This window comes from Telluria sp. ZB4P36 (assembly GCF_059685865.1).
This window is the reverse complement of the sequence record NZ_JCASIE010000002.1, coordinates 424,731-441,011: the sequence shown is the minus strand read 5'-3', so window position 1 is coordinate 441,011 and position 16,281 is coordinate 424,731. Positions and strand designations below refer to the sequence as shown.

The 16,281-nt window shown below is 67.2% G+C and carries 14 protein-coding genes; 6 read left to right on the top strand and 8 right to left on the bottom strand.

Annotated features, from left to right (window positions below; genetic code table 11):
* Positions 1-169: 169 nt before the first annotated feature.
* Positions 170-802, top strand: coding sequence for a response regulator (locus tag AC56LK_RS04675; protein WP_497178215.1), 633 nt, complete (start codon positions 170-172; stop codon positions 800-802).
* Positions 803-1,047: 245 nt separating this feature from the next.
* Complete coding sequence (locus tag AC56LK_RS04670; protein ID WP_497183400.1) at positions 1,048-2,583, top strand: sensor histidine kinase; 1,536 nt, start codon at positions 1,048-1,050, stop codon at positions 2,581-2,583.
* On the opposite strand, the gene AC56LK_RS04665 is transcribed toward AC56LK_RS04670, so the two are convergent.
* The gene (locus AC56LK_RS04665) at positions 2,564-3,364 is read right to left on the bottom strand and encodes a Crp/Fnr family transcriptional regulator (protein ID WP_497183399.1); all 801 of its coding nucleotides are present in this window, start codon (positions 3,362-3,364) and stop codon (positions 2,564-2,566) included. The two genes, AC56LK_RS04670 and AC56LK_RS04665, sit on opposite strands and share 20 nt — an antisense overlap.
* Positions 3,365-3,644: 280 nt before the next feature.
* Between AC56LK_RS04665 and AC56LK_RS04660 the strand changes: the two genes are divergently transcribed.
* Positions 3,645-4,316: a response regulator transcription factor gene (locus tag AC56LK_RS04660; RefSeq protein ID WP_497183398.1), complete on the top strand. Its 672-nt coding sequence runs from the start codon at positions 3,645-3,647 to the stop codon at positions 4,314-4,316.
* 4 nt (positions 4,317-4,320) lie between these two features.
* On the top strand, positions 4,321-5,688 hold the full coding sequence (locus tag AC56LK_RS04655; RefSeq protein WP_497183397.1) for a sensor histidine kinase: 1,368 nt from the start codon (positions 4,321-4,323) through the stop codon (positions 5,686-5,688).
* Here the strand turns inward: AC56LK_RS04655 and AC56LK_RS04650 are convergent.
* The 6 genes from AC56LK_RS04650 to AC56LK_RS04625 are packed head-to-tail and all read right to left on the bottom strand — an operon-like array spanning position 5,667 to position 12,117.
* Positions 5,667-8,978 (bottom strand): pilus assembly protein, encoded by a 3,312-nt coding sequence (locus AC56LK_RS04650; protein WP_497183396.1) that lies wholly within the window; start codon positions 8,976-8,978, stop codon positions 5,667-5,669. The two genes, AC56LK_RS04655 and AC56LK_RS04650, sit on opposite strands and share 22 nt — an antisense overlap.
* 16 nt (positions 8,979-8,994) lie before the next feature.
* A complete protein-coding gene (locus AC56LK_RS04645) occupies positions 8,995-9,576 on the bottom strand; it encodes a hypothetical protein (RefSeq protein WP_497183395.1) in 582 nt (193 codons plus the stop codon).
* A complete protein-coding gene (locus tag AC56LK_RS04640) occupies positions 9,573-10,640 on the bottom strand; it encodes a PilW family protein (RefSeq protein WP_497183394.1) in 1,068 nt (355 codons plus the stop codon). Before AC56LK_RS04640 ends, AC56LK_RS04645 begins: the two co-directional genes overlap by 4 nt.
* Before the next feature lie 16 nt (positions 10,641-10,656).
* The gene (pilV, locus tag AC56LK_RS04635; RefSeq protein ID WP_497183393.1) at positions 10,657-11,241 is read right to left on the bottom strand and encodes a type IV pilus modification protein PilV; all 585 of its coding nucleotides are present in this window, start codon (positions 11,239-11,241) and stop codon (positions 10,657-10,659) included.
* A gap of 13 nt (positions 11,242-11,254) precedes the next feature.
* Complete coding sequence (locus AC56LK_RS04630; protein WP_497183392.1) at positions 11,255-11,713, bottom strand: GspH/FimT family pseudopilin; 459 nt, start codon at positions 11,711-11,713, stop codon at positions 11,255-11,257.
* Positions 11,707-12,117 carry a type IV pilin protein gene (locus AC56LK_RS04625; protein WP_497183391.1) on the bottom strand — a complete coding sequence of 137 codons (411 nt, stop codon included), beginning with the start codon at positions 12,115-12,117 and terminating at the stop codon, positions 11,707-11,709. Before AC56LK_RS04625 ends, AC56LK_RS04630 begins: the two co-directional genes overlap by 7 nt.
* A 186-nt stretch (positions 12,118-12,303) precedes the next feature.
* Between AC56LK_RS04625 and AC56LK_RS04620 the strand changes: the two genes are divergently transcribed.
* Positions 12,304-13,959 (top strand): peptide chain release factor 3, encoded by a 1,656-nt coding sequence (locus AC56LK_RS04620; RefSeq protein ID WP_497183390.1) that lies wholly within the window; start codon positions 12,304-12,306, stop codon positions 13,957-13,959.
* Positions 13,960-14,100: 141 nt separating this feature from the next.
* On the opposite strand, the gene AC56LK_RS04615 is transcribed toward AC56LK_RS04620, so the two are convergent.
* Positions 14,101-14,337, bottom strand: a complete 237-nt coding sequence (locus tag AC56LK_RS04615; protein ID WP_497183389.1) for a hypothetical protein — start codon at positions 14,335-14,337, stop codon at positions 14,101-14,103.
* Between the two features lie 270 nt (positions 14,338-14,607).
* Here AC56LK_RS04615 and AC56LK_RS04610 point away from each other — a divergent pair, with 270 nt between their 5' ends.
* Positions 14,608-16,281, top strand: coding sequence for a methyl-accepting chemotaxis protein (locus AC56LK_RS04610; protein WP_497183388.1), 1,674 nt, complete (start codon positions 14,608-14,610; stop codon positions 16,279-16,281).

Below are 16,281 nucleotides of genomic sequence, written 5' to 3'. Positions count from 1 at the left end.
GTCCCGCGCTTCTTTAAGAGGTTCTTAACTCAGCAAGTGTGCGCTGTTGATGCCGTGCGCCGTAGTGATAGAATGTCACCTGCGGTCATGCTGACATCAACGCATGCAAAGCCGGGGCGTGTGCACGGACCTGGCACTTTCCTGAAAAGGGAAAATATAAGGGAAGACAATGATACGCGTTGCCATTTGTGACGATCACCAAATAGTTCGAGCAGGATTCAAACAGATTTTCTCGTCGTCGGGCGAGTTCGAAGTCGTTGCCGAAGGCGCCACCGGGCGGGAAGCCCTGGATATCGCACGCCGCGAGATTTGCGACGTGCTCCTGCTCGATATCGCCATGCCGGACCAGAGCGGCATCGATATCTTGCGCACCATCCGCCAGGGCCAGCCGAACCTGCCGGTCCTCATCCTGTCCGGTTACCCGGCGCAGCAGTACGCGCTCAACCTGTTCAAGATGGGCGCCAACGGCTACCTGAACAAGGAGTGCGAGGCCGACGAGCTCAAGACCGCCGTGCGTACCGTGTTCCAGGGCCGCCGCTACGTGAGCTCGACCGTGGGCGAACTGCTGGCCCAGAGTTTCGACCGCGACCCGAACACGGCGCTGCACACCGAGCTGTCCGACCGCGAGTTCCAGGTCTTCCTGCGCCTGGCCAAGGGCGCCACCGTGTCCGACATCGGCAATGCGCTGTCGCTGTCGATCAAGACCGTGTCCACCTACCGTACCCGCATCATGGAGAAAATGGGCCTGCAGTCGAACAGCGACCTGACCTATTACGCCATGAAGAACAATCTGCTCGACTGACTGTCTCTGTTCTTACCTCGATGCGCCGCAGGATCCTCATCCTGCGGGGCATTAAAAATTTCCAAACGTTACAAAATATTCCGATTGCGGCGCAACATTTCTGGTTGCGTACAGCCCCGTATACGCGCACACTTGCACGTGCCGACCGTCCAGCACGAACTTCGTCCGGATTTGTCCCGCGCTGCACTGCCGCGCTAACGCGACTATAATCGCGCGGACGGCATAAGTTGCGCGAAAGGAAGCCCATGTATTTTTCCACCGCCTTCGACGGCAAGCGTTTGCGCGGCCTGCCGCTCTCCAAGACCCTGTTGTGCGTGGCCTGCGTGGTCATCCTGGTCATCAACGCGGTTTTCCTGGTACGCAACCTCGACGACCTGCGCTCGGCGAACGCGCTGCAGGCCCAGACCGCCCGCGTTACCGACGAGCTCCAGTACCTGAACCTGCTCGTGACCGATGCCGAAAGCGGCTTGCGCGGCTACTTCCTGTCCGGTTCTGAAATCAATCTCGGCGCGCTGCACGCGGCGCCGCAGCAGATCGACAGCCAGCTGCGCGCGCTCAGCGTGCTGTTGGCCGACAATCCTTCGCAATCCAGGAACCTGGCCCAGCTGCGCAGCCTGGTCCAGCGCAAGCTCGGCCTGATGCACCAGTCGCTCGAGGTCTACCGCCAGGGTGGGCTGGTCGACATCGTCGCCATCTCGGCGGCGACCGACGAGCGCGGCCAGATGGACGAGATCCGCCTGCAGGTCGTGATCATGACGCGCGAGCAGAACGAGCTGCTGGCCACCCGCACCGCCGCCTTCTACGAGCAGACGCGCCGCACGGTGCTGCTCGGCGTCGGCATCAACGCCGCCGCCATCCTGGTGATCCTGCTGTTCCATAACCTGGTGCAGCGCAGCTTCGGCCTGCGCCTGGAGGCCGAGCGCGCGCTGCAGAACACCAACGACAGCCTGGAAGCCGTGGTGGCCGAGCGCACCGAGCAGTTGTCGGTGCTGTCGCGCCACCTGATCCGGGTACAGGAAGAAGAAAAGTCGCGCCTGGCGCGCGAGCTGCACGACGAAATGGGCGCCAACCTGACCGCGATCGGCATGGACATGAGCTCGGTCAGCGAGAAACTCAAGGGCTCGCATCCCGAGCTGGTGGCGATGCTGGCCAGGGCGCGCAAGACCCTGGTCGATACCGTCCAGCTCAAGCGCCGCATCATCGAAAACCTGCGTCCCAGCCTGCTGGACAACATGGGCCTGTCGGCCGCGCTGCAGAGTTATTGCGCCGATTATGCCCGCGTGACCGCGCTCGACTGCGACACCCTGGTCGATGCCGAGGCCGACCGTGCCGGGCCGATGCAGGCGATCGCGCTGTTCCGCATCACCCAGGAAGCCCTGAACAACATCGCCAAGTATGCCAAGGCGCGCACCGTGATCGTCAACCTGACCCGCGAGCCGGACGGCTGGGAACTGGAAATCACCGATGACGGCATCGGCATTCCGCCGGATGCCATGGCCAAGTCGAAGTCGCACGGCCTGCTCGGCATGCGCGAGCGCGCCTTGCTGCTGGGCGGCAGCCTGGACGTGGGACGCGGCGTGAACGGCATCGGCACCTGCGTGCGCGCCTGGATCCCGGCCGCGGCGCCTGGCGGAGAGGGCAACATGCCGGCGGCGCCGCTGCGCGAAACCCTGGAAACAACAACGCCGCCTCTGTTGAAGGAGACGGCGTCGGGTGGTGGATCAGACACCGGCGCAAGGCCGGTGGGTGCTTCTGCAGGAATTAACGCGCCACATCCATGAGCAGGCGGTCGTATTCCGATTTGGCGACCTTGTAGCATTCGCCGGCATACTCTTCCAGGCCGGCGCGGTCGAGCACCGTGATGTTGCCTCGGCGATATTGGATCAGGCCTTCGTCCTGCAGCTTGCCGGCGGCGGCGGTGATGCTTTCGCGGCGCACACCCAGCATGATCGAGATGAGTTCCTGGGTCACTTTCAGCTCGTTGCTGGCCGAACGGTCCAGGCGGTCGAGCAGCCAGCGGCAGAGTTTCTGTTCGATCGAGCTGTGGCGGCCGCCGACGGCGTTCTGGGCCATCTGGGCGAACAGGGCGTTGGTGTAGCGCATCAGCAGCTGGGGCAGGGCGCCGCCCTTGTTGAAGGCGTCACGCAGGAACTGGGTTTTCAGGCGGTAGCCGTAGCCGGCGCTCTGGACCACGGCGCTGCAGGTGGCGCGTTCACCCATGAACAGCGACACGCCGACTGCGCCTTCGTGACCGACCACCGCGATTTCGGTGGTGGCGCCATCTTCCATCACATACAGCAGCGACACGATTGCCGTGGTCGGGAAATACACGTATTCCAATTTGCTGCCATACTCGAACAACTCCTTGCCGAAGGGCAGAGGGACGAGTTCCAGGTGCTCGAACAGGCTTTCCAGGTCTTGGCGGGGCAGGGCGCCAAGCAATTCATTCTGCTGGGTGCCGCTGTAGCTGACAACGGGGCGGGACGCGGCTTTCACAGTCTCACTCGTGGCTGGGAGCTTGTGCTGGGCCTTCTGCGAACCACCAAGTTGAGTGTTGTTCATTTTCTGTCCTCTTATCTCTAACGTGCGTCGGGGGCGATTGTCCGAGGTCTCGTTTTTGTTTCCTCATCGCGATGTGTGTACATTAAAGCTATAGTCCGCTGCCGAACATAAGATTAGCAGTCGCACCTGTGTAGGCTTGGCGCAGGCTGTTTTGTCAGCCCAGTCCTACTAGAGAGATGCGCTTCTGTCATCGCTTTTTCTTCTGCCGGGGAAACGCTTATTTGGCTGGTATGCGGCCGATTCGCGCATAATGTGATTTTCTTCTTCCCCCGACACGACGATGCCCCTACCCCTGCTGCTGGTCGAAGACGACGCCGTGCTGGCCGACGGCCTGGTGCGTACTTTGCAGGCCCGGGACATGCAGGTCGAACTGCTGCGCGACGGCCTCCAAGCCGATGCCCGCCTGCAGGGAAACCAGCCTACCGTCGTGGTGCTGGACATCGGCCTGCCGGGCATCGACGGCTTCGAAGTGCTGCGCCGCCTGCGCGCGCGCGGCGCCACCACCCCGGTGCTGCTGCTGACCGCCCGCGACGCCGTCGAAGACCGGGTCCGCGGCCTGGAAGCCGGCGCCGACGACTACCTCGTGAAACCCTTCGCCAGCGCCGAACTGGTGGCGCGCATCCGTGCGCTGGCGCGCCGCGTGGCGCCGCCGCCGGGCCAGCTCGGCCTGGGCAGCCTCAGCCTCGACAGCAGTACCCGGCGCGCCCGCGTGGGCGAGCGCCCCATCGAGCTGTCGGCGCGCGAATGGGGCGTGCTCGAATACCTGCTGCAGCATGCCGGCCGGGTGGTGTCGAAGCAGCAGATCATCGACGCCATCGCACCCTGGGGCGATGACCTGACCCTCAACGCGGTCGAGGTCTACGTCTCGCGCCTGCGCCTGAAACTCGAGGGCGCCGGCGTGGCCATCCGCACCATCCGCGGCTTCGGCTACCTGCTCGAAGCGGGCGCTTAGGAGAATGGGCAGCATCCGCCTGCGCCTGCTGAAGTGGCTGGTCGCGCCCATCCTCGTATTCAACCTGCTGGCCGCCAGCCTGACCTATCTGCTGGCCTGGACGCCGGCCCAGCTGGCCTTCGACCAGGGCCTGCTCGACGCCGCCGGCGGCCTGGCGGCGCGCCTGCGCCCCGGCAGCCCGGCCATGGGGCTGGACCTGCCGGCCGCCCAGGTGCTGCAGGCCGGCGCGCCGGACCCCAGCTGGTTCGTGGTGCGCGACGGGAAGGGACAGGTGCTGGCCGGCGATCCCGCCTTTCCGCCCCGTCAAGCTCGGGAAGCGGTGCGCGACGACCGCATGCACGGCGAGGCGGTGCGCATCGCCAGCCTGCTGGTGCCGGGGCGTGACGGCCCGGTCGAGGTCGGAGTGGCGCGCACCCTGAGCCAGCGCCACCAGGTCCGTTCGGCCATCGTACGCGCCCTGGTGCTGCTCGAAGTACTGTTCAGCCTGGCGCTGGTCGGCCTGGTGTGGTTCTCGGTCGGCAACGGGCTGGCCCCGCTGGCACGCCTGCGCGCCCGTCTCGACGCGCGCGGCAGCCATGACCTGGCGCCGCTCGACGACAGCGGCATGCCGCGCGAACTGGCCCCGCTGGTGGCCGCCTTCAATGCCCTGCTCGGGCGCATCGCGGCCGGTGCCAGGGCCCAGGACGATTTCCGCGCCAACGTCGCCCACCAGCTGCGCACGCCGCTTGCCGGGCTGCGCCTGCAGCTGGAATGGCTGGCGCAGCGCCACCGCGGCGACCCCGAAACCGTCCGCACCGTCGAGCTGTTGTTGCACGCCAACGAACGCATGATCCGCCAGGCCAACCAGCTGCTCTCGCTCGAGCGCGCCGGTCCCGACCGCTTCGAGCAGACCAGGCTGGTGCCGCTCGACCTGTCCGCCGTCGTGGGCGAGTCGGTCCAGGCCTTCGTCGAACAGGCGGTGCGCAAGGACATCGATCTCGGTTTCGAGCTGGCCCCGGCGCCCATCCGCGGCGAGCGCCACATGCTGCGCGACCTGGTCGACAACCTGGTGGACAACGCGCTGCGCTATACCCCGGCGCAGGGCAGGGTCACGGTGCATTGCCGCGCCACGCCGGACGGCGTCCTGTTCGCGGTCGAGGATTCGGGGCCCGGCATCCCGCTTGAGAAGCGGGCCCAGGTGTTCCAGCGTTTCGTGCGCCTGGACCAGCACAGCCAGGGCTCCGGCCTGGGCCTGGCGATCGTGCGCGAGATCGCCGCCGCGCATGGCGCCGGGGTCGAGCTCGGGGAAGGACCGGGGGCAAGCGGACTGCGGGTCGCGGTCCGCTTTCCCCCCGATGGGCCGGCGGCCGCTCAGTCGGCGCCGGAGGTATAGCTGTAGGAACGCTTGCGCTTGGAGCTGATGGCCGGGCGGATGCGCTGCGGCGAAATCGGCACGCTGGCGCCGACCGCGCCGTCCGAACCCTTCTGCACCGCACCGATGACCACTGTGGTGGCCTTGCCGTCGATCGGCACGCCGTTCGCCAGCACCGGTGAAGGCGGCAGGCCGCCGCCCACGAAAGCCGAGGAGCGCTGGCCGCCGCAGGTACCGTTCACGCCGATCGCGCCCGCCGCGTTTAGCAGGTTGACCCAGTAGCCGCGTGCTTCGCCGAGCGTGGTGGAGCAGGTGCCGGCCAGGGGCGGAATCGGGCGGTTGGTGCTGAAGGTCACCATGCCGCCGGCGATCAGGGCCGAGGTCACGACCTGCTCGCCCTGGCCGTTCGCGTTCAGGTCCATGAACCAGCCGCGCAGGGTGCCGGAAGGCAGGACCGGGGCGTTCGAGCAGGTGTTGGTGGAGGTGGCGCTGTAGTTCTCCAGCCCGTCCAGGTTGACCGCCGCCGTGCCCGCGCCGGCCGCCAGGCTGTCCTTGTAGACGTAGAAGCGGTTGGTGACCTCGCCGAACGCATAGTGGCTGGCCAGCGGATGCTCGCGGTCGCCGCTGCCGATCGCCACGTAGACGTGGTCCTGGGCCGGCAGCAGGGCCGGGGCGAACAGGAACTTGCGGCCGCCGCCGGTGGTCTCGGCCACCTTGCGGCTGATCCAGGCATCGCTCAGCAGGGCGACGCGGCTCGCGTTCATGAAGTCGACCCGGTACAGGCCGCCGCCGGTGTCGGCCGCATAGGCGTAGTCGGGCATGGCGTCATTGTCGACGTCGACCATGGCGACGTCGGCCGCCACCGAGCGCGTGGTCGGGAAGCTTTGCACGATGGCGCCGGTGTCGGCGTCCAGGATGTAGATCACGCCGCCCTTGGTGCCGGTGCAGCTGGGCGTCTTGCTGTCGGCATCCTCGCAGCCGTCGTAGCCTCCGCCGACCACCACCACCGGCTTCTTGCCGTCCTGGTAGCCCTTGATGAAGGCCACGCTCGGCGTCGACCAGGTCTGGCCGATGCCCGCCATGCCGGTCGTGCAGCCGGTGTCGTTGCTCAGGTTCGGGCAGCCCGTCTTCCATTTGAACTTCGGGTCGCCGGCATCGCTGACGTCGAGCGCATAGATCATGCGGCCGCCGCGGCGCATGGTCGGGTAGATCCAGACCTTGGAACTGGTGGCGTCCTGGTAGATGCCGGTCGAGCCGTCGAAGAAATAGTCCTTGCGGGTAGGGGCAATGTCCAGGGCAGGCATGTTCGGATAGGCTACCAGCGGCGTGTTCGTCTTCAGGCGCGACAGGCGCGGGAAGAATTCGGGCGCCACGAAGGCCCAGCGTTCGACGCCGGTGGCGGCGTTCAGCGCGCGCAGGGTGCCGTCGTTGGCGCCGTAGAACACGGTGACGCCGCCCTTGTCGGCGCCGTAGTTGACCGGCAGGGGGCGCGAGTGGATGACATCGCCGTGGATCGAGGGCCGCGTGGTGTTCGCCGGGCCGCCGCCTTTTTCATTGTTGGTGTCCTCGCCGCGGATGAACTTGACCAGGTTGGTGTCCATGCCGCTGTTGGCCGAGGTCAGCGCGGTCAGGCCGGTGCCGCTCACGTGGGTCAGCACGGTACGGTTGACGGTGTGCGAGGTGGTGGTGCCAGACGGGGCATTGCCCTGGCGCAGGATCTGCGCGGCCGCGCCCTTTTCCACGAAGGGGCCGTCGGGCGCATCCGAATATTTGTCGAAGGCGCTGGTGCTGCAGGTGCCGGCCGGATCGGGCGACAGGCCCAGGCCGCTCCAGTAGGTGCCGCTGTTGCTGCTCCAGTAGCTGGTCGCGCACGGGGTCACGAAGCCGGTCACCGGGTTCACCGCCACCTTGCCGGCGGCGTCGCCGAGGTCGATGCTCCCCTTGTTGTCGATCAGCTGGTAGCGCTTGAGGTTGCCGAACCAGCGCGGCTTGGCGTCCGGGTCGGGGCGGAACATGCCGATGAAGACCTGGTTCTCGTTCTGCGAACGGTTGGTCGCGTTGACCGGCAGGCTGGTGGAAGCGAAGGTGGTGTTCACCGCCTGGATCTCGACCAGGATTTCCTTCAGGGCGTCGACGATGGCTTCTTCGTTCTTGGCGGCGAAGTACTTGCCCCCGCCGGCGCGCGCCATGCTCAGCATCAGCGAGGTGTGCTCGCCGTTCTGCTGGGCGTTGTAGACGTCGATGGTATAGGTCGTCACGTTCGGGCGGATCGTGCTGTTCGGCATGGACACGCCGCGGCCGTACAGCAGGCGCGCCCATTCGTCGGCGTTGCGCGGGCCGGTGTCGCTGCTGAAGCTGCCGGTCGGCACATTGGTGATGATGGTGTCGGTCGCGACCACGCTGTACTGGCTGTTGCCGGCGGTGCAGACGCCGGCGTCGCTGGGCACGGCGTTGCCGATCTTGCAGCCGTCGGTATAGCCGGTGCAGGTGGCGCTGAAGTTCGGCAGGGCCGCCGCGGCCGCGGTGGGACTGGCATAGCATGCGGCCGTGGTGCCGATCGTGGTCGGGGTGCTGACGCTCTGGCTGCTGAAATTCGGCAGGCCGAGCTGGGTCACGGGCGCGCCGTTGAGGGTGTTGAGCAGCGTCGTGTTGGCCGAGGTGTCCGAGGACGGGCCGCTGGAATTCGGATTGCCGATGAAGATGACGAAGGTCTTGCCGCACAGGTTGTCCGCCGTCAGGGGCGACTTGAAGCGGCTGTAGGTGGTGGTGTAGCCGCCGCTGTCGGCCTTGCTCGCGACCACTGCGGACGGCGAATAGGCGCTTTCGCCCGCGAAGTAGTTGTACACGTCGTACATCAGGTTGCCGTACGGGGTGTTCGAATTGCGCTTCTCGTCCGGGCTGTTGATGTTGTTGTAGATCGTGGTCAGCTGGGTGCTGAAGGCGGCCTTGTTGTCCGTGTTCATCGGACGGATCGCATAGCGGACGAAGCCGCCGTCCTGGTTGGCGTTGCCGCCGGTGACGAACTCCATCAGGCCGAGGCTCACTGAGCTGTCGAGTTCGGCCAGGACGCGCTTGATCGCGTTCGCTTCCGCCTGGCCCTGGCTTGCACCGCCCGGCCATTTCTGGTTCTGGCGCGCCCAGTTCGAGGTGTTGTCGAGCACGATCAGGATGCGCGGGTTGATGTTGGCGCCGGCCGAGGCGCCGGTGAAGATGTCGATGTCGTCGGCCCCGGCCGGCAGGGCCAGTGTGGCGAGCGCGCCGGACAGGGCGAGGAGAGACAGGCGGAGGGGGAAGCGCGTGGTGCGTAACATGGGTTGGATCCTCCGGTCAGGTGGTCGGACAATTATTGGTGACGTCATCGCGCGCCACGCGCACGCCCACGCCCTGGGTGACTTGCACCTGGGCCTCGGTCTCGATGTCGGTGGCCTCGGCGTGGATTTCCCAGATACTGTCGGCGCAGGCCGAGTTGCCGTCGACGGCGCCGGCCACGCCGAAGCTCTGCGCGCTGCCCATGCTGCACACCTGGTCTTCGACCTTGGCCAGGTCGAGCGCCGTGTTCTTGATCACGGGCGCCTTCACGCATTTCGGGCGCGGGGTGATCTTCACCCGCACGTCGTCCTTGCCGTCGCCATTGGTGTCGACGCAGCGCTGGTTGGCGGCGCCGCAGGGATTGGCGATCACATGGTCCGGCGTCGTGGTGAAGCGGGTGTTGCTGATCGCTTCCTCGATGACTTCGCGGGCCGCCGCGGCGGCTTCGTCGCGTTGCTGCATGTTGCTGACGATTTGCAGGTTCGACTTGCCGAGGTTGAAGGTGGTCAGTGCGACCAGAGTCAGCAGCACCAGCAGCACCAGGGCGGTGATCAGGGTCACGCCGCGCTGCCGGCGGGCATATTTCATGGAATGGGTCATGGCAGTCTCCGGCCGGCCGGGTTGGGCAGCGCCACCAGGGTCTGGAACACGTGGCGCTTGTAGCCGTCGTTGGCGGCGGCGATGGTGTGGGCCGCGCCGTCCGCGTCCAGGCCCAGGGTAAAGGTCTTGAGGTCTTTATGGCCCAGGGTCGCCTCGGTATTGCGCGCCAGGATGTGAACCCGCACCGCGACCGCGCTGCGCCAGTTCGCAACGGCGCAGGCGGCCGCCGTGCAGCCGTCGAGGCTGGCAGGATCTGCCGCGCTGCGGTCGGCCACGCCGTCCTTGGCCAGGTCCAGGCCGTACTCGACCTGCAGGTTCTCGATGCCTTCGGCCAGCGCCACGGGCGTCCAGGTCGGCGCTTCGCCGGTGCTGCCCAGCTCGAGGCGCTTCAGGGTCGGGATGCCGTCGCCGGCACGGTTGTTGTTGGCGATGTAATAGACATGGGTGTGGTAGCGGCGCACCGCGGCCAGGGTGCCGCTGTTGGCCACCGGGCTGCAGTCGCGCTGGTGCCGGTTCAGGTTGACGTTCGACAGGCTGAGCGCATAGAAGTCGGCCACGTTCGGGGAATCGAGTTCGGTGGCGTTGTTGCACAGCGAGGCCTGGAAGAAGGGGCCGCCGCTGGAGACCGGGGCGCAGTTGCCGACCCCGGCCACGCAGGTGGCGGTGCGGCGCACCAGCAGCACGTCGGTGCCCTGGCGCAGGTCGCTCAGGCAGGCGGGCAGCGCGGCGCCATCGTCCAGGCCCTGCACCGGCAGCACCAGGCCGGCCTTCAGGCCATCCAGGTTGGCGGCGCACAGGGCCGGCAGCGCGGCCGGACTGGCCAGTACGGTCGGGTCGAACTCGGCGTAGTAGCCGGCGTTGCGCAAGTCCACGGTCAGCAGGTCGATCGCGTAGCGGCCGTTCTCCACCTGGCGGTGGGATTTTTCGATCTCCTGCTGGGCGCGGGTATTCTTCACGAACATCGTGGACAGGGCCGCCAGGATGCTCAGGCCGATGGCCGTGGCGATCATCAGTTCGGCCAGCGAAAAGCCGCGTGCGCGGGGCAGGGAGGGTGGGTGTCGCATGCTGTGCTCCGGCTAATCAGGTGCAGCTCGGCAGGCCGACCGCGACACGCGCCGACACGACCCGGCGGTGGGTGTCCGCGCCGTACTGGTTGCGGCCGCAGGCCTGGGACGGCGCGCGGGTCGGGTGCATGCCCTGCCAGGCTACGGTGACGAGGTAGACGGCCGGGGTGCAGACGCCGGCCGCTTCGTTCCTGGCGCGTACCTCTTCGATGCAGCCGCGCGCACCCTGCATCGCACCGGTGTTCTTGCCGTCGCGCTGTTCGGCCGCGCCCTTCAGGGCCGCGCTCCACTCGCACAGGTCGCGGGCACTGCCGGCCGCCGCCAGCGCGCAGTCGCTGCCGATCGTGCTGCTGGTGCCAAGCGGCGTGGTGGTGACGTAGTCGGCGGCCTTGGCGCTGTTGCCGGACAGGCGAGACTGCATGTCCTGCAGCAGGACCGCGGCCTGGGCGCGCTGGTAGGACTCGATCGTGCCGACGTGGGCCTTGGCCTGGAAGGCCGCCAGGCCCAGCAGGCCGAATGCAAGCACGACCATCGTGACCAGGACTTCGATCAGGCTCACGCCGCGGGCGCGCAGCGTCGTCGGGGGTAGTGGGGGGCGCATGGGTGTCATGGGATCAGCAGGTGGACTTGGTCTGGTTCGGGCGCCCGGACAGGTCGACCGTCACGCAGCGCCGTTCGCTCCCGGTCGCGGGGGCAAGGCCGAATGCAGGCAGATCGGTGCCCTTGGTGCGGCCGTTGGGCAGGTAGGTGACGCTGGCGGGGCCGGTGATGCTCACGCCAATGACGGCCGGGTGGTCGTGCAGCAGGCGGCTGGAGCCGCCGGGCGCCGGAATGCGCCAGCCCGCCTGCCAGGCGCTGCCGGCGCGTTGCAGGCTCACCTCGGCGTTGCGCTTGATTGCCTCGCTGCGTGCCATGTTGAGGGCGACGTGGAGGTCGCTGCCGGCGCTGCGCAGGCGTAGCGCGGCGACGAAACCGCTGTAGGCGGGCGCCGCCAGCGCGGCGAGGATGGCCATGATGGCCAGCACGGTCATCAGCTCCGGCAGGGTGACGCCGCGCTGCCGTGGATCTACCATTTGCTGCTCGGCGTGCGGGTGCCGGCCTGGTTGATGCTCAGGGAGCCGTCGCTCAGCTGGGTGGAACCGGGCAGCGGGCTGGCGGTGATGGTGTAGCCCTGCGGCGGGCCCTCGACCAGCACGATCTCGATTTTGTACTTGGCGGCGACAGCCGCAGGGGTCGGCATCTTCAGCTCCTGCAGGTCGTTGCTGTAGCTGCGCGTATCGGCCATGAACTGGGCCTCGGCCTGGCTCAGCTCCATCAGGTAGGCCTGGGCGGCGGCGCGGTTGCCGCGCGCGACGTACTGGCTGTAGGAGGGCAGGGCGATCGCCGCCAGGATACCGATGATGGCAACCGTCACCATCAGTTCGATCAGGGTGAAGCCGCGCTGGCGCTGGGGTGAAGAGGGCAGGTGAGCGAACATGGTTTCCTCACGGAACTGTAAAATGTTGCCCAGTATAAACAATGAAGCTGTCAGTTTGCTGAACTGGAGCTGACAAAAGGCTGACAAAAGCATCGATCGGGACCCGGTGTGATGCGCGCCGTCCACACAAGGGGCTCCGTACCCGGTAAAATCGCGGGTTTTGCAGAATCCGAATTGGCCGAGACCATGTCCACCGATAGCGCAGCAAACCCAGAAGCAAGCCCGGAAGCACAAGCGGCCAAGCCGGCCGCCGTGATCGCGCGTGAAGTCGCGCGCCGCCGCACCTTCGGCATCATTTCCCACCCCGACGCCGGTAAAACCACCCTGACCGAGAAGCTGCTCCTGTTCTCGGGCGCGATCCAGCTTGCCGGCACCGTCAAGGGCCGCAAGAGCGGCCGCCATGCCACCTCGGACTGGATGGACATCGAGAAGCAGCGCGGCATCTCGGTCGCGTCCTCGGTGATGCAGTTCGAGTTCCGCGACCACGTGGTGAACCTGCTCGACACCCCGGGCCACCAGGACTTCTCGGAAGACACCTACCGCGTGCTGACCGCGGTCGATTCGGCCCTGATGGTGATCGACGCGGCCAAGGGCGTGGAAGAGCAGACCATCAAGCTGCTCGACGTCTGCCGCATGCGCGCCACCCCGATCGTCACCTTCATGAACAAGATGGACCGCGAAACCCGCGATCCGCTGGAACTGCTGGACGAAGTCGAGTCGGTGCTGAAGATCGAGTGCGCGCCGGTGACCTGGCCGATCGGCATGGGCAAGAACTTCCGCGGCGTGTACCACCTGCTGAAGGACGAGATCATGCTGTTCAAGGCCGGCGAAGAGAAGGCCGACGGCGCGTTCGAGATCGTCAAGGGCATCGATAACCCGAAGCTGGCCGAGATGTTCCCGCTCGAGATCGAGCAGCTCAAGATGGAGGTGGAGCTGGTGCACGGCGCTTCGCACGTGTTCGACCTGGAGCGCTTCCTGGCGGGCGTGCAGACCCCGGTGTTCTTCGGCTCGGCGATCAACAACTTCGGCGTGCGCGAGATCCTGTCGGCCCTGGTCGACTGGGCCCCGGCCCCGCGCGAGCGCGACGCCACCGTGCGCGCCGTGAAGCCGGAAGAAGCGCCGTTCTCGGGCTTCGTCTTCAAGATCCAGGCCAACATGGACCCGGCCCACCGCGACCGCATCGCTTTCCTGCGCGTGTGCTCGGGCCGATTCGAGAAGGGCATGAAGGTCAAGCACCTGCGCCTGGGCCGCGACGTCAAGCTGTCCTCGGTGGTCACCTTCATGGCGTCCAGCCGCGAACAGGTCGAAGAAGCCTACGCCGGCGACATCATCGGCCTGCCGAACCACGGCAACATGCAGATCGGCGACAGCTTCTCGGAAGGCGAGCTGCTGACCTTCACCGGCATCCCGTACTTCGCTCCCGACCTGTTCCGCACGGTGCGCATCCGTAATCCGCTGAAGATGAAGCAGCTCCACAAGGGCCTGCAGCAGCTCGGCGAAGAAGGCGCGGTGCAGGTGTTCAAGCCGGTGCTGGGTTCGGACCTGATCCTGGGCGCGGTCGGCGTGCTGCAGTTCGAGGTCGTGGCGAGCCGCCTGCTGAACGAATACGGCGTCGACGCCGTGTTCGAGGGCAGCAGCATCAGCAGCGCGCGCTGGGTGTCGAGCGAAGACAAGAAGTCGCTGTCGGACTTCGAAAACCAGCTCGGTCACCAGGTCGCCTACGACGCCGCCGGCAACCTGGCCTTCCTGGCCACCTCCGGCGTCAACCTGCGCCTGACCCAGGAGCGCTGGCCCAAGCTGACCTTCCACGCTACCCGCGAGCACGCGGCCAAGCTGGCGTAACGCTCCTCATGCGCCGGCCGGCCGCCGGCGCACTTTAAAAGCCGAAGCCGACGCTTCCCTGCACCGCACTGCCGTTCGATGCTCGGAACTTGTCGGCGCTGCCATTCGTCCGCACTTCGCCGCTCAGCGTCGCCTGGTCGTTCAGCTTGTATCTGGCGCCGAGGGCGCCGTATCCCCCAGTGCGCCTGCGGATTCCGCCGGACCCGGATCGATCTTGTGGAGGCTCTCGTCGCGCAGGTCGGAATCACCGGTCTCCACCGCCAGGTACTTGTTGCAGGCATAGCCGATCACCAGCCTGGGGTCGGTGCGGAAGCCCTGGAACTGGCGGTCGTTGGGATTGGCCGTTTCATTCCCGCCGTAGACGGGCTCATAGCGCATCGGCCGATTACGCCTGCGCGCTGCCGATGAAAAGGAGTGCTGCGGCAAAAACGATGCCCTTGGCGTTCATGCGTGTTCCTTGTCGTGACTGCATATTCAGGTCGAGCGAGAGAATACAGCGTGCCTGCCTGCCAACTATATCAAATTGGTAAGTTGGTTCCCCGCCAAGATGGCTGGCGGTCTGAGCGGACGCAAAATCCCCCGAGATTGAAGCGCGTAGATTCGTTGAATGCGTCTAGGAAATAACACGTATTCAACGAGGGAGGCATCATGCTGTCGCGACTGAAGATCGGTCCCAAGCTGCTGCTCGCACCCGGCGTCGTCCTGCTGCTGCTGATCCTGCTCTCGAGCGGCGCCTGGTATGCCATGGTGCGCCAGCACCAGTCGCTGCAGGCCATCGTCGGTGCGCGCGCGGTGCAGATGCGCAGCGCCAGCGAACTGGTGGCCCAGGCCCAGCGCGTGCACGCCGACACCTACAAGCTGCTCAGCTGGCTGGGCAGCAGCTTTTCGCGGCCCCGCATCGCGCTCCTGATCGGCGACATCCACCGCCAGCACGGCAGCATCGAGCGCGCCTTCGGGGTGCTGGTACAGCAGACCGCGGCCGGCAGCGCCGAGCGGCGCAACGTCGAGGCGGCTGCCCAGGCGCACCGGCTGTACGTGCGCGCGGCGCGCGAGGTGGTCGAGCTGGCGCATGCCGACCAGAGCATCGGCGCGAACGCCATGGTCAAGCCCGAAGCCGCGTTCTCGGTGCTGGTGGAGCGCATGGCCGTGCTGGGGAAACTCGAGCGCGAACTGTCCGAACAGGCGTCGAGCGACGCCGCCGCCGACTTCCGCATCACCTCGGGCCTGATGCCCTTCGTGGTGCTGCTGGCGGTCGCGGTGTCGCTGGCCATCACGATGGCGGTACGGCGTGCGCTGCTGCTGGAGATCCGCGGCATCGGCGCGGCGGCGCTGGGGCTGGCCAGCGGCGACCTGACGGTCGGCGAGCGGGTCTACGGCGACGACGAGATCGGCGAAACCTCGCGCGCCCTCGACGCCGGCATCCGCAACCTGAACGGCACCCTGCGCACGGTGCTGGAATCGGCGCGCAGCATCGGCAGCGCCTCGCGCGACATCAGCCTCGGCAACCTCAGCATGCACAGCCGCGCCGTGTTCCGCAGCCACTCGCTGGAAGACACGGCGCTGAGCATGCGGCGGCTGGCCGAAACCGTCACCGTGGCGGCCACCGGCGCGCTGGCCGCGAACCGGCTGGCGCAGTCGGCCTCGCACAGCGCCCAGGAGGGCGGCCAGACCGTCGAGCGGATGGCGGCGACCTTGGCCAGGGTCCGGGAAGGCGCGGCGCGCGCGGCGGAGGTTGCGGCGGCGATCGACGCCCTCGCCAGCGAAGCCGGGGCGCTGGCGCTGAACGCCGCCCGCAGTGGCGCGCACGACGCCGGTCATGCACGGGATTTCGCCGAAGCCGCGGGCGAGGTGAGGGCACTGGCCCAGCGCGCGGCGGGAGCGGCGCGCGAGGTGCGCGAACTGGCGGCGCGTTCGGTCGCCGAGATCGAAGGCTGCGCGGCCTGGGCGGCCCAGGCCGGCGCCAGCATCCTCGACGCCGCCGGCGCGGCGCGCGAGATGGAAGACGTGGCCGGCCGCATCGGCAGCGCCAGCGCCGGGCAGGCCGGCAGCCTGGCCGAGGTCAACCAGGCGGTGGTGCGCATGGACGAAGTCACCCAGCAGAACTGCGCCCTGGTCGAGGAAGCCGCGGCCGCGGCGCGCACCCTCCAGATGCAGGCGCTGGCGCTGTCGCGCACGGTGGCGGCTTTCCGCCTGGGCGAACCGGAAGCACAGCCGGTGAAGATCGAGCCGGAACAAAAAGAAAGCGGCGTTCCCCGGGATCTCCCCAGGGAACGCCGCCGTCACGAGCGTTCGCACTTGCGGCTCGCGTCGAGCCGCAAGTAA

Bases quoted from the DNA above. Each gene is read 5' to 3' on its own strand.
- AC56LK_RS04670 (WP_497183400.1), top strand. From the start codon at position 1,048: ATGTATTTTTCCACCGCCTTCGACGGCAAGCGTTTGCGCGGCCTGCCG.
- AC56LK_RS04660 (WP_497183398.1), top strand. From the start codon at position 3,645: ATGCCCCTACCCCTGCTGCTGGTCGAAGACGACGCCGTGCTGGCCGAC.
- AC56LK_RS04625 (WP_497183391.1), bottom strand. From the start codon at position 12,117: ATGTTCGCTCACCTGCCCTCTTCACCCCAGCGCCAGCGCGGCTTCACC.
- AC56LK_RS04645 (WP_497183395.1), bottom strand. From the start codon at position 9,576: ATGACCCATTCCATGAAATATGCCCGCCGGCAGCGCGGCGTGACCCTG.
- AC56LK_RS04610 (WP_497183388.1), top strand. From the start codon at position 14,608: ATGCTGTCGCGACTGAAGATCGGTCCCAAGCTGCTGCTCGCACCCGGC.
- AC56LK_RS04630 (WP_497183392.1), bottom strand. From the start codon at position 11,713: ATGGTAGATCCACGGCAGCGCGGCGTCACCCTGCCGGAGCTGATGACC.
- AC56LK_RS04655 (WP_497183397.1), top strand. From the start codon at position 4,321: ATGGGCAGCATCCGCCTGCGCCTGCTGAAGTGGCTGGTCGCGCCCATC.
- AC56LK_RS04615 (WP_497183389.1), bottom strand. From the start codon at position 14,337: ATGCGCTATGAGCCCGTCTACGGCGGGAATGAAACGGCCAATCCCAAC.
- pilV (WP_497183393.1), bottom strand. From the start codon at position 11,241: ATGCGCCCCCCACTACCCCCGACGACGCTGCGCGCCCGCGGCGTGAGC.
- AC56LK_RS04675 (WP_497178215.1), top strand. From the start codon at position 170: ATGATACGCGTTGCCATTTGTGACGATCACCAAATAGTTCGAGCAGGA.
- AC56LK_RS04620 (WP_497183390.1), top strand. From the start codon at position 12,304: ATGTCCACCGATAGCGCAGCAAACCCAGAAGCAAGCCCGGAAGCACAA.
- AC56LK_RS04640 (WP_497183394.1), bottom strand. From the start codon at position 10,640: ATGCGACACCCACCCTCCCTGCCCCGCGCACGCGGCTTTTCGCTGGCC.
- AC56LK_RS04665 (WP_497183399.1), bottom strand. From the start codon at position 3,364: ATGAACAACACTCAACTTGGTGGTTCGCAGAAGGCCCAGCACAAGCTC.
- AC56LK_RS04650 (WP_497183396.1), bottom strand. From the start codon at position 8,978: ATGTTACGCACCACGCGCTTCCCCCTCCGCCTGTCTCTCCTCGCCCTG.